The organism is Pseudomonas sp. Tav-5-1A (assembly GCF_055755055.1).
The window spans coordinates 4,288,986-4,301,060 of record NZ_CM146901.1; the positions used below are offsets into that span (position 1 = coordinate 4,288,986).

General features: G+C 66.4%; 11 protein-coding genes. 7 read left to right on the plus strand and 4 right to left on the minus strand.

The features are described from left to right. Positions 1–16: 16 nt before the first annotated feature. The 3 genes from AC0J42_RS19470 (at position 17) to AC0J42_RS19480 (ending at position 2,435) form a co-directional block, all read left to right on the plus strand. Positions 17–610 carry a hypothetical protein gene (locus tag AC0J42_RS19470; RefSeq protein WP_473003176.1) on the plus strand — a complete coding sequence of 198 codons (594 nt, stop codon included), beginning with the start codon at positions 17–19 and terminating at the stop codon, positions 608–610. Between the two features lie 157 nt (positions 611–767). After that, a complete protein-coding gene (gene zapE, locus AC0J42_RS19475; RefSeq protein ID WP_473003178.1) occupies positions 768–1,868 on the plus strand; it encodes a cell division protein ZapE in 1,101 nt (366 codons plus the stop codon). Between the two features lie 87 nt (positions 1,869–1,955). After that, positions 1,956–2,435, plus strand: a complete 480-nt coding sequence (locus AC0J42_RS19480; RefSeq protein ID WP_473003180.1) for a P-loop nucleotide/nucleoside kinase family protein — start codon at positions 1,956–1,958, stop codon at positions 2,433–2,435. Here the strand turns inward: AC0J42_RS19480 and AC0J42_RS19485 are convergent. Beyond that, positions 2,421–4,292, minus strand: coding sequence for an AMP-binding protein (locus tag AC0J42_RS19485; RefSeq protein ID WP_473003183.1), 1,872 nt, complete (start codon positions 4,290–4,292; stop codon positions 2,421–2,423). The genes AC0J42_RS19480 and AC0J42_RS19485 overlap by 15 nt on opposite strands. Before the next feature lie 89 nt (positions 4,293–4,381). On the opposite strand from AC0J42_RS19485, the gene AC0J42_RS19490 reads away from it, so the two are divergent. Further along, positions 4,382–5,674 (plus strand): leucine-rich repeat-containing protein kinase family protein, encoded by a 1,293-nt coding sequence (locus AC0J42_RS19490; protein ID WP_473003185.1) that lies wholly within the window; start codon positions 4,382–4,384, stop codon positions 5,672–5,674. A gap of 71 nt (positions 5,675–5,745) precedes the next feature. Here the strand turns inward: AC0J42_RS19490 and AC0J42_RS19495 are convergent, their stop codons facing one another. After that, positions 5,746–6,453, minus strand: coding sequence for a YebC/PmpR family DNA-binding transcriptional regulator (locus tag AC0J42_RS19495; RefSeq protein ID WP_027978204.1), 708 nt, complete (start codon positions 6,451–6,453; stop codon positions 5,746–5,748). Between the two features lie 140 nt (positions 6,454–6,593). After that, complete coding sequence (locus AC0J42_RS19500; protein WP_416425298.1) at positions 6,594–7,907, minus strand: MFS transporter; 1,314 nt, start codon at positions 7,905–7,907, stop codon at positions 6,594–6,596. Positions 7,908–8,150: 243 nt separating this feature from the next. Here AC0J42_RS19500 and AC0J42_RS19505 point away from each other — a divergent pair, with 243 nt between their 5' ends. Continuing rightward, positions 8,151–9,020 (plus strand): LysR substrate-binding domain-containing protein, encoded by an 870-nt coding sequence (locus tag AC0J42_RS19505; protein ID WP_416425299.1) that lies wholly within the window; start codon positions 8,151–8,153, stop codon positions 9,018–9,020. 74 nt (positions 9,021–9,094) lie between these two features. Here the strand turns inward: AC0J42_RS19505 and AC0J42_RS19510 are convergent, their stop codons facing one another. Beyond that, entirely contained in the window at positions 9,095–9,952 is an 858-nt protein-coding gene (locus AC0J42_RS19510; protein WP_473003188.1) for a LysR substrate-binding domain-containing protein, read from the minus strand. A gap of 107 nt (positions 9,953–10,059) precedes the next feature. Between AC0J42_RS19510 and AC0J42_RS19515 the strand changes: the two genes are divergently transcribed. Next, entirely contained in the window at positions 10,060–11,169 is a 1,110-nt protein-coding gene (locus AC0J42_RS19515; RefSeq protein WP_473003190.1) for a 2-aminoethylphosphonate--pyruvate transaminase, read from the plus strand. Positions 11,170–11,209: 40 nt separating this feature from the next. Then, entirely contained in the window at positions 11,210–12,037 is an 828-nt protein-coding gene (gene phnX, locus AC0J42_RS19520) for a phosphonoacetaldehyde hydrolase (RefSeq protein ID WP_473003192.1), read from the plus strand. Positions 12,038–12,075: the final 38 nt, after the last annotated feature.

Below are 12,075 nucleotides of genomic sequence, written 5' to 3' on the forward strand. Positions count from 1 at the left end.
ATACACCTGCCCCCCTTTGACCGCCAAGCTGGAACTGAACTGGGAGACAGTGGCGACCCGACTGACGATCAAGATGATGGCTCTGTATTTCGATGCAGGGGCTGAAGTAGATCGTGCCATTGACGAATTCGTCATCCGCCAGGCACTGCGCGAGGTATTGGTCGACCTGTTATCAACCTCGTTCGTCTCCACTAAAGAAACCTTTTACCCCAACAGCAGGCAACGGATGGACCTCACCATCGGCCCAGCAAACTGCCCCGTGGATTTTGCCATTGAACTTAAAAGTACGAGTGCAAGCGTTAACCTGTTGGTGGAGGATTGGAAGAAAATGCTTCTGTTCAACAGTGGATTTTGTGTTTCGATACTGGCGGGCATAGTTTCAACGCAACGGTTCGATCGATTGAACGGCGTACTACAGCGGACCGATGGCAACCTCGGGGGCGGAAATCAAGCTCAGCAGATAGCCGGGGATTTTTTCCTGCTCTCAACTGACACCCTCAAGCGCCCCGCAGATGAGACAAAACAACAAGTTTCCTTCGTGTACATCTGGCACATCGGCAACTCGTCCAATCCATTGCCCAACATTGGCTATCACCTGCTCCCGTCCTGACTCGTATCGCAGGGCGTAGCTGGCCGACTTTGAAATCGACCACAGTCCGACAATCGCCCACCCCTTCACCCACCGCGCTGGCCGCCACCCCGCCGCTTTTGCTTAAATACCCGCCACGGCCCACCGTGGGCCTCCTGTCCAGTATGAGGAAAGCCCCTTGGCCGCGTTACCGCCAAAGAAATCCTGGTTCAAGTCCCGCCTGGGCAACGCCCTGGGCCGCCGCCACCTGGGGCGCGGGGCGCAGATTACCGAGTACTTCCAGCACAAGGCCCAGCAACAGGGTTATACCCTGAGCCACGGCCAGCAGCAGGTCATCGACAGCATGGCCGAGCGCGTGGAGCCGCTGTTGCAGGAAGACGTGGCGCAGCCGCGCAGCCTGTACCTGTACGGCGCCGTGGGGCGCGGCAAGAGCTGGCTGCTGGATGGTTTCTACCAGGCGTTGCCGATGGCCCATAAACGCCGCCTGCATTTCCATGATTTCTTCGCCCGGCTGCACGAAGGCATGTTCCGCAACCGCGAGCAGGCCAATGCCCTGGAAACCACCCTGGACGAGTTGCTCAGCGACTGCCGGGTGCTGTGTTTCGACGAGTTCCACGTGCACGACATCGGCGACGCCATGCTGCTGACCCGCCTGTTCAAGGCGCTGGATGCGCGCGGCATCTTCCTGATGGTGACGTCCAACTACCCGCCCGAGGGGCTGCTGCCCAACCCGCTGTACCACGAACGCTTCCTGCCGGTGATCCGCCTGATCAACGCGCAGATGCAGGTGATGGAAGTGGGCGGCGCCCAGGACTACCGCGCCCTGCCCAGCGCCGCCAGCGAGCAGCAATTCACCCTGGGGCACTACGTGTGGCCGGGCACTGCGGCCCAGCGCCAGGCGCTCAAGCTACCGGCCGCCGACCTGCCGCCCTTCCCCCTGGCCGTGGGCAAGCGCCAGCTGCGCGCACGCATGAGCCATGAGCGGACCATTCATTTCACCTTCGACGACATCTGCGAGCAACCCACCGCAGTGATGGACTACCTGGACCTGAGCGGGCGCTTCGACACCTGGATCATCGACCACCTGCCACTGCTGGACGAGTGCTCGATTGCCGTGCAACAGCGCTTCATCAACCTGATCGACGTGCTGTACGATCAGGACAAGCGCCTGATGCTGATCAGCGAGCGGCCGCTGGCCGAAAGCCTCGCCGGCCAGGCCATTGACCTGGCCCGCACGCGCAGCCGGCTCGGCCAGCTTCAGGAGCACGCAGCCCCGTGACATTATGGGAGCTGGCTTGCCAGCGAGCCGTTGGCGTCTGAAAAGCTCGCTGGCAAGCCAGCTCCCACTTCCAAGGACGAACACCCCATGGCCACCCTGCACCTGCTCTGCGGCAAGATCGCTTCCGGCAAATCCACCCTGGCCACGCGCCTCACCGAGGCGCCGAACACCGTGCGCCTGAGCGAAGACGTGTGGCTGGCCCGGCTGTACAAGGACCAGCTGCACGACGTCAGCGACTACGTGCGCTGCGCCGCCCTGCTGCGCGACGCCATCGGCCCCCACGTGGAGTCCCTGCTGCAATTGGGCGTCAACGTGGTGCTCGACTTCCCCGCCAATACCCCGGCCAACCGCCTGTGGATGCGCGGCCTGTTCGAGCGCAGCGGCGCCAAGCACCTGCTGCATGTGCTGCAAGTGCCCGACGAGGTGTGCAAGGCACGCCTGCGCGCACGCAACGCCAGCGGCGAACACGCGTTCGCCGCCAGCGACGCGCAATTCGAGCTGATCAGCCGTTACTTCAGCGCACCCGCGGCCGAGGAAGGCTTCAACGTGGCGTCAACCACGGCCTAGCACCGCCGCGATCTCCTCCAGGATCAGCGGATCGTCCAAGGTCGGCGGCGGCGCGAACACCTCGCCGTCGGCGATCTTGCGCAACACCGCGCGCAAAATCTTCCCCGAGCGGGTCTTGGGCAGCCGCTTGACCACCTGCACCCGCCGCAGGCAGGCCAGCGCGCCGATGTGCTCGCGCACCTGGGCCACCAGCGCCTCTTGCAGGCCGCTGGCGTCGACACCGTCCTTGAGCACCACCAGGGCCATGGGCACCTGGCCCTTGATGTCGTCGTGCACGCCGAACACCGCGCACTCGGCCACCGCCGGGTGCGCCGCCACCAGGTCTTCCATCTCGCCGGTCGACAGGCGGTGCCCGGCCACGTTGATGACGTCATCGGTGCGGCCCATGATGTAGACGAAACCGTCCTCGTCCAGGTAGCCGCCGTCACCGGTGTGATAGTGCCCGGGATAGGCGCGCAGGTACGCTTGCAGGTAGCGTTCGTGGTCGCGCCACAGGGTCTGGCAGCACCCGGGCGGCAACGGCAGGGCGATGACGATGTCGCCCTGCTGCCCCGGCCCGCACTCGCGGCCTGCTTCGTCCATCACCCGCACCGCATAACCGGGCACCGCGCGGTTGCTGGAACCGGCGCGGGCGCCGGAACCGTCCAGCCGTGCACAGGGCGCGGTCACCGGCCAGCCGGTCTCGGTCTGCCACCAGTGGTCGTGCACCGGCTTGCCGGTGATGGCTTCCAGCCAGGCGTGGGTGCTGGAGTCGAGTTTTTCCCCGGCCAGGTACAGGCAGCGCAACGTGCTCAGGTCGTGGCGCGCCAGCAGCAGGCCATCGGGGTCTTCCTTGCGGATCGCGCGCAGGGCCGTGGGCGCGCAGAACAACGCATTCACCCGGTATTGCTCAATGATGCGCCAGTAGCTGCCGGCATCCGGGGTGCGGATCGGCTTGCCCTCGTACATCACGCTGGTGCAGCCGGCCATCAGCGGCCCGTAGATGATCAGCGAATGGCCCACCACCCAGCCGACGTCGGAGATGCCCCACCACACATCTCCCGCCTGCAGGCCGTAGACCTGCTCCAGGGCGAAACGCATGGCCACCGCGTGGCCGCCGTTGTCGCGGACGATGCCCTTGGGCCGGCCTGTGGTGCCGGAGGTGTACATGATGTACAGCGGGTCGCCACTGGCCAGCTCCACCGGCCCCACCGGCTGGGCGTCCTGCACCTCGCGTTGCCAGTCCAGATCCCGCCCCGGCACCAGGCTGGCGGTGAGTTGCGGGCGCTGCCACAGCGCCACGCGCACGGGTTGGTGCCGGGCCAGTTCCAGGGCTCTGTCCAGCAGCGGCTTGTAGGGCACCACGCGGTCAAACTCCAGGCCGCAGCTGGCGGTGAGAATCAACACCGGCCGGGCGTCGTCGATGCGCACCGCCAGCTCGTTGGCAGCGAAACCGCCGAACACCACCGAGTGCACCGCGCCCAGGCGCGCGCATGCCAGCATGGCGATGGCGGCCTGGGGAATCATCGGCAGGTACAGGATCACCGTGTCGCCCTTGCCCACCCCCAGGCTGCGCATCCAGCCGGCCAGTTGCGCCACCTCGTCGCGCAGCTGGCGGAAGCTGAAGCGCTGCTGGCTGCCTGACACCGGCGAGTCATAGGCCAGCGCGGTCTGCTCGCCACGGCCCTGCTCCACCTGGTAGTCCAGGGCCAGGTAGCTGGTGTTGAGGCGGCCGTCGGCGAACCAGTCATGGGTGCCGTCGGGGCGTTCGTGGAGGGTGTGGGTGGGGGCGCGGAACCAGGCTACTCGCTGGGCCTGCGCGGCCCAGAAGGCGGCAGGGTCGGCGAGCGACTGTCGATAGGCGTGCTGATAGTTCATGAATCCTGTCCTGGATTGTTGTTATGGGACGGGCGAAAGCTGAGTATGGCCGCTATGATGGGCATCGCGAATTTTCCAAGACGAGCCCTATGGATACCCTTGCCCTTCTGAAGGCCGGCAAACTGGCCGGCAGCACCCGCCTGGACCTGGCCTGTGGCCTGACCGAGTTCCCCCGCGAGATCTTCGAGCTGGCCGACACCCTGGAGGTGCTCAACCTCACGGGCAACGCCCTGCGCAGCCTGCCCGACGACCTGCACCGGCTGGCCCGGCTGAAGATTCTGTTCTGCTCCAGCAACCAGTTCACCGAGCTGCCGGCCTGCATCGGCCAGTGCCCGCAGCTGAGCATGGTGGGCTTCAAGTCCAACCGTATCGCGCAGGTGCCGGCCGCCGCGCTGGGGCCCAAGCTGCGCTGGCTGATCCTGACCGACAACTGCATCGAGGCGTTGCCGGACGAGATCGGCGACTGCCACTTGATGCAGAAATTCATGCTGGCCGGCAACCGCCTGACGCAGTTGCCGGCGAGCATGGCCAAGCTGCACAAGCTGGAGCTGCTGCGCCTGTCCGCCAACCGCCTGGCCGCCCTGCCCGACTGGCTGCACAGCCTGCCGAGCCTGGCCTGGCTGGCCTGGGCCGGCAACCCGATGAGCGCCGCGTTCACCACGCCCCACGACGAGGACGGCATCACCGCCGACATCGCCTGGCAGCAGTTGCAGCTGGAGCAGAAACTGGGCGAAGGCGCCTCGGGCATCATCCATCAGGCGCAATGGGGCGACACGCCGGTAGCGGTCAAGCTGTACAAGGGCGACATCACCAGCGACGGCACGCCGCTGAACGAGATGAACGCCTGCATTGCCGCCGGCCTGCACCCCAACCTGATTCGTATCGAAGGCAAGCTCAAGGGCCACCCCGAAGGCGTGGCGGGCCTGGTGATGGACCTGATCGGCCCGGCGTTCATCAACCTGGCCGCACTGCCCAGCTTCGACACCTGCAGCCGCGACGTGTACCCCGAGGGCACGCGGTTCACCCCGCAGACCTTGCTAGCGATGGCCCGCGGCATGGCCTCGGTGGCGGCGCACCTGCACCGGCACGGCATCAACCACGGCGACCTGTACGGGCACAACACCCTGTACAACGCCCAGGGCGACTGTTTGCTGGGGGATTTTGGCGCCGCCTCGTTCTACCCGCAGGACGGCAGCCAGCTGGCCGCGACGCTGCAACGCATCGAGGTGCGGGCGTTCGGGATCTGGCTGGGGGAATTGATCGAGCGCTGCGAGGGAGTGGATCAGCGCTGGGTGGCGTTGCAGCAGGCGTGCGTGCAGCCCGACGTGCTGGCACGCCCGGACTTCAATGCCCTCACCACGGCATTGAAACAACACCCGTAGCAGCTGCCGCAGGCTGCGTCACGCCCCTGATGCGCGGGCCAGGACGCGGCCTGCGGCAGCTGCTACAGGGTTTAGCCGGCCAGGCCTACGTACACGTTCTGCACGTCGTCGTTCTCGTCGATGGCTTCCAGGAACGCCTCGACTTCGGCCATGTGCTCGTCGCTCAGGCCCGACACCGGGTTCTTCGGCATGTAGCCGATTTTCGCCGAGACCACGTTGAAGCCTTGCTCCGGCAGGGCCTTGCACACGGCGTCCAGGTCGGCGAAGTCGGTGACGAACAGGGTCGAACCCTCTTCCTCGCCCGCTTCGAAATCCTGCGCGCCGGCTTCGATGGCGGCCATTTCCGGGTCAGCGTCGGCGCTGGCCGGGGTGGCTTCGATCATGCCCACGTGGTTGAAGTCCCACGACACCGAACCTTCGGCGCCCAGGGTGCCCTTGCGGAACAGCACGCGGATCTGCGAGACGGTGCGGTTGACGTTGTCGGTCAGGCACTCGACGATCACCGGCACCTGGTGCGGGGCGAAGCCTTCGTATTTGACCAGGGTGTAGTTGACCGCTTCGCCACCGATGCCCGCGCCTTTCTTGATGGCACGTTCCAGGGTCTCGCGGGTCATGGAGGCTTTCTTCGCCTGCTCGATGACCAGGCGCAGGCGCGCGTTGGTGTCGGGGTCGGTACCGGCCCGCGCGGCAATCGAAATTTCCTTGGACAGCTTGCCGAAGATACGCCCCTTGGCGTTGGCTGCTGCTTCTCTGTGTTTAGCTTTCCACTGTGCGCCCATTTCAACTCTCTTTCTCTGGCGCCGATACCGGTATCGATCAGCGCATGGCGCCAGTTTATACGCCCTTAAACCGGCAATCGACAAAAAATCCCGGTCAGTCTGCCGAGACCTGACCGGGCAACGTCACCGCGCTTGAAGCTTCAGGTGCGCAGGGCCTTGGCCGCCAGCGGCGTCGGCGCGCTGGCCAGGGGCTCCTGGCTGAGCGCCGCCGGGCGGCTGTTCCAGTGCGGCACCAGCACCGCGGCGGCGAACAGCGCGCAGCCGGCAAAGACGATGAACACCGTCACCGTGTCGAAATAGCCGGGCAACAACCCGCCCAGCACCGCGCCCACCGAGCCGCAGCCGTTGACGAAACCGGCAGCGGTGGCGCCGGCCTTGGCGGTGCCGAAGTCGATGGCGGCGGCGCCGCTGATCATCGAGTCGGGGCCGTACAGGGTCAGGCCCATCACGAACAGCAGGCTCACCACCAGCAGCACGCTGCCGGTGTGCATGGCGCCCATGAACAGCGCCAGGGTCACGGTCAGCGCCAGCAGGCTGAGCACGCAGGCCGGCATGCGCCGCGCGCCGAACAGCTTGTCCGAGGCCAGGCCGATCATGATCGGCCCCAGCAGCCCGGCCAGCTCGAAGGCGGTGGGCACGATGGCGGCGCCGACCTTGCCCACCGACGGCATCTGCTCGAAGACGATCACCGGGCCCCACAGCAGAATCGCGTAGCGCGCCGGCTTGAGCATGAAATACGCAAGGCCCAGGACCAGCACGGTGCGGTTGCGCAGCACCTCGCGCAACGGCGCCCAGACGCTGCTGACGTGGGCAGCGGCCTGGCGCTCGGGCTCCGGTTCCACCGCCGGCAGGCCGACGTCCTCGGGCTTGTTGCGCTGGAAGATGAAGAACAGCAGCGCGACGCCGGCGACCACCACGGCGCAGCTGATGAACGCCGCCTCCCAGTTGCCGAACACGTCGTAGGCCCACCAGCCGGCGAACGGCGAAGCCACCAGGCCGCCGAAGGCGTAGCACGAGCTCCACCAGCCCAGCACCTGGCCGCGCTCGCGGGCCGGGAAGAAGCTGCCGATGTTCTTGCACAGCCCCGACCAGCCGGTGGACTGCGCCAGGCCCTGCACCAGCATGCAGCTGGCGAACACCGGGAAGGTCGCCCAGGTGCCCATCACCAGGGCCGCGGCGGCAGAAATCAACAGGCCGCCGAGCACCACCACCCGCGGCCCGAAGCGGTCGGCGAGCATACCCCAGGTGAACTGGCCTACGGCGTAGGCCGCCAGGTAGATACCGTCGAGGTTGGCCATGGCCATCTTGTCGAGGTGAAAGGTAGGGTCGTCGGCGATGCCGAGCTTGGCCACCGAGAAGGCCTTGCGGGTGAAGTAGAAAGCGGCGTAGGCCAACCAGGTGATGGCGAAGATCTGCATACGCCAACGCTTGATGGTTGCGATGTGCTGAGTCATGTGAGTCTGACCTCGGGGATGAGTGTGCCGGCAGAATTGAAGAAAAATTGCCTTCGTTCTTATTGTGTTGCGCACTTCAGGGGCGGGCCCGCACCTGGTCAGAGGAGGCGCGTGGGCGCCCCCGGCCCGTTGCGATTTCTGCGTCGGACAATCGGGCTGGACATGATGGAAACAATTCCTTAACCATAAGGGAAATCGATTTATCGTATTTCACACATAAGCCCAGCTTCTAAGGTGCACACCATGGCCGTCTCCAACGCACAACTCAAGGCGTTCCATGCCGTGGCGGTCCACGGCAGCTTCACCCGGGCCGCCGAACGGCTGTTCCTGACCCAGCCGGCCATCTCCGACCAGGTGCGCAAGCTGGAGGAGCGCTTTGGCGTGCTGCTGTTTCACCGCAACAAGCGCTCGGTGCGCCTCACCGACCTGGGCGAGCGCCTGCTGGGCGTTACCCAGCGCCTGTTCGCCTGCGAGAACGAGGCCCAGGAGCTGCTGCAGGCCTCCCAGGCGCTGCAGACCGGCAGCCTGGTGCTGGCGGTGGACGCGCCGGTGCACGTGCTGCCGCAGATCGCACGGTTCTGCCAGCGCTACCCCGGCATCAACGTCAAGGTGGAGACCGGCAACACCGACGACGCCCTCACCCGCCTGTTCAGCTACCAGGCCGACCTGGCACTGCTGGGCCGCGACGTGGACGACGAGCGCCTGTTGGTCATACCCCTGCGCGATGCGCCCATGGTGGCGTTCGTGGCCCACAGCCATCCCTGGGCCGGGCGCCAGGCCATTCACCTCGCCGACCTCGACGACACGCCGATGGTGCTGCGCGAAACCCGCTCGGTCACCCGCCAGACCCTGGAGGCGGAGATGCACGGCCGCGGCCTGCGGGTGCGCGCGGCCATCCAGGTGGAAGGCCGGGAGGCGGCGCGCGAAGCGGTGGTGGCGGGGATTGGCGTGGGTGTGGTGTCGGCCGCCGAGTTTGGCGCCGACTCGCGGGTGTGCGTGCTGCCGATCCTGGACTGCACACGGCGCCTGACCGAAAACCTGGTGTGCCTGAAGGAGCAAAGCAACCGCCGAGTGGTGGCGACCTTCCTGGACATCATGCGCGAGAGCCTGTAACCCCCTGTGGGAGCTGGCTTGCCAGCGAGCTGTTGAGGCCCTGAAGCTCGCTGGCAAGCCAGCTCCCACACCTGCTACGGGGGTGGGGCCAGGTCGAGGAAGGCGCGAATCAGCCGCAGCTCGCGCCGGCGTTCCAGGCAGCCGATCATGTGCCGGTTGACCAGCCCCTCGCCGCGCACCGGCACCGCCACCACCCGCGGGTCGTGGCTGACCTCCACCGACGAGACAATGCCAACCCCCAGCTGCGCCGCCACCGCCTCGGTCACTGCCTCGCGGCTGTCCAGCTCCAGCAGCACCCGCGGCGCCACCCCAACCCCGGCGCACGCCTGGTCAAAGGTGCGGCGGGTGATGGAATGGGGCTCGCGCAGCACCATGATCTGCTCGTGCAGCTGCGCCAGGTCGATGGCCTGCCCGGCCCACTCATGCCCCGCCGGCACCAGCGCGCAGATCTGCGACGGGCTCAACGCCTGCAGGTGCAGGCCCTTGCGCGGCTCCACCTCGGTCATCACCGCCACGTCGGCGTGCTCGGCGGTCAGCGCCGCCAGGGTTTCCTGGGCGTTGCCCAGGCGCAGGTTGACGGTGATGCCGGGGTACCGCTCGCGCAGGCTGGCCAGCATCGGCATCACCCGGTGCGGGCCATCGGCAGCCACTTCCAGGCGCCCGGTGAGCAACTGGCGGTTGGCCTCCAACATCGCCTGGGCCTCCTCGGCGAGGCTGAACATGGCGCGGGTGATGGCTGCCAGCTTGGTGCCCTCCTCGGTCAGTTCCACTCGTCGGGCGGTGCGCCGCAACAGCGTCAGCTGGTAGTGCTCCTCCAGCGCCTTGATGTGCCCGGTGACCGCCGGCTGGCTGATGAACAGGCGCTCGGCGGCGCGGGTGAAGCTGCCCTCGCGGGCCACGGCGTCGAAGGCGCGCAGCTGGAAAAGGTTCATGAATCGGCCTGACTTATAGTTGGGATAACAACAAACAATTTGATTGATGCTTCATGGAATTGCAACTTAGGCGCCGTAAGTTCAGCCCACCGCTTGCGAGGAACACCATGAGCACCACTGCCCCGATCCTGCTTACCCCTGGTCCACTGACCACTTCGGCCCGCACCCGTCAGGCAATGATGATGGATTGGGGCTCCTGGGATGCCAGCTTCAACCAGCTCACCGCCAGTGTCTGCGAACAACTGCTGAGCATCATCAACGGCGCCGCCAGCCACCACTGCGTGCCCCTGCAAGGCAGCGGCACCTTCGCCGTGGAAGCCGCCATCGGCACCCTGGTACCGCGCGACGGCAAGGTACTGGTGCTGATCAACGGCGCCTACGGCCAACGCCTGGCCAGGATCTGCAAGGTGCTGGGCCGCGCCTTCAGCACCTTCGAGACCGCCGAGGACGAGCCCACCACCGCCGCCGACGTCGACCGCCTGCTGGGCGAAGACCCCAGCATCAGCCACGTGGCGCTGATCCACTGCGAGACCAGCACCGGCATCCTCAACCCGCTGCCAGAGATTGCCCAAGTCGTGGCCGGCCACGGCAAACGCCTGATCATCGACGCCATGAGCAGCTTCGGCGCACTGCCGATCGACGCCGCCCAGGTGCCGTTCGACGCCCTGATCGCCGCCTCCGGCAAGTGCCTGGAAGGCGTGCCGGGCATGGGCTTCGTGTTCGCCAACAAGGCCGCGCTGGCCCAGGCCGAGGGCAACTGCCACTCGCTGGCCATGGACCTGCACGACCAGTATCAGTACATGGCCAAGACCGGCCAATGGCGCTTCACCCCGCCCACCCACGTGGTCGCGGCGTTGCACGAAGCCCTGCTGCAATACAACGAAGAAGGCGGCCTGGCCGCGCGCCACGCCCGCTACGCCGACAACTGCCAGGCGCTGCTGGACGGCATGGCCGCCATTGGCCTGCGCAGCTTCCTGCCGGCGGCCATCCAGGCGCCGATCATCGTCACCTTCCACGCCCCGCAAGACTCGCGTTACCAGTTCAAGGAGTTCTACGAGCGCGTCAAGGCCAAGGGTTTCATCCTCTACCCGGGCAAGCTGACCCAGGTCGAAACCTTCCGCGTCGGCTGCATCGGCTGCGTGGACCGCAGCGGCATGCAGGCCGCCGTGGACGCCGTGGCCCAGGTGCTGCGCGAAATGGAAGTGCTGGATATCTGACCTCTCTCCCTCTATTTGAAGTATTGATCAGGACGTACCCATGAACTACAGCAACCCCAGCAAAACCCAGGCCGTGATACTCGACTGGGCCGGCACCGTGGTCGACTTCGGCTCGTTCGCCCCTACCCAGATCTTCGTCGAGGCCTTCGGCGAGTTCGACGTGCAAGTGTCCATCGAGGAAGCCCGCGGCCCCATGGGCATGGGCAAGTGGGACCACATCCGCACCCTGTGCAACGTACCGGCCATCAGCGAGCGCTACGCCAAGGTGTTCGGCCGCGCCCCGACCGACGACGACGTGACCGCCATCTACAACCGCTTCATGCCGCTGCAGATCGAAAAGATCGCCACTCACTCGGCGCTGATCCCCGGCGCGCTGGACACCATCACCGCGCTGCGCAACGACGGCCTGAAGATCGGCTCGTGCTCCGGCTACCCGGCCGTGGTGATGGCGAAGGTGGTCGAACTGGCCAAGCAGAACGGCTACGTCGCCGACCACGTGGTGGCCACCGACGAAGTCCCCAATGGCCGCCCATGGCCGTCCCAGGCCCTGGCCAACGTCATTGCCCTGGGCATCGACGACGTCGCCGCCTGCGTCAAGGTCGACGACACCGTGCCGGGCATCCTCGAAGGCCGTCGCGCCGGCATGTGGACCGTGGCGCTGGTGTGCTCGGGCAACGCCCTGGGCCTGACCTACGAAGGCTACAAGGCGCTGGCTCCTGAGAAGCTGGACAGCGAGCGCAAGCGCATCCACGCGCTGTTCGAAGGCTCGCGCCCGCACTACCTGATCGACACCATCAACGAGTTGCCGCAAGTGATCGCCGACATCAACCGCCGCCTCGCCGCCGGCGAGATGCCGCAAAGCGCGTAATCCTGCACGCCTTGTAGCCGCTGCCGCCAGGCTGCGCT

Coding starts and splice junctions, on each gene's coding strand:
- AC0J42_RS19480 (WP_473003180.1), top strand. CDS start 1,956: ATGGCCACCCTGCACCTGCTCTGCGGCAAGATCGCTTCCGGCAAATCC.
- AC0J42_RS19485 (WP_473003183.1), bottom strand. CDS start 4,292: ATGAACTATCAGCACGCCTATCGACAGTCGCTCGCCGACCCTGCCGCC.
- AC0J42_RS19490 (WP_473003185.1), top strand. CDS start 4,382: ATGGATACCCTTGCCCTTCTGAAGGCCGGCAAACTGGCCGGCAGCACC.
- AC0J42_RS19495 (WP_027978204.1), bottom strand. CDS start 6,453: ATGGGCGCACAGTGGAAAGCTAAACACAGAGAAGCAGCAGCCAACGCC.
- AC0J42_RS19500 (WP_416425298.1), bottom strand. CDS start 7,907: ATGACTCAGCACATCGCAACCATCAAGCGTTGGCGTATGCAGATCTTC.
- AC0J42_RS19505 (WP_416425299.1), top strand. CDS start 8,151: ATGGCCGTCTCCAACGCACAACTCAAGGCGTTCCATGCCGTGGCGGTC.
- AC0J42_RS19510 (WP_473003188.1), bottom strand. CDS start 9,952: ATGAACCTTTTCCAGCTGCGCGCCTTCGACGCCGTGGCCCGCGAGGGC.
- AC0J42_RS19515 (WP_473003190.1), top strand. CDS start 10,060: ATGAGCACCACTGCCCCGATCCTGCTTACCCCTGGTCCACTGACCACT.
- phnX (WP_473003192.1), top strand. CDS start 11,210: ATGAACTACAGCAACCCCAGCAAAACCCAGGCCGTGATACTCGACTGG.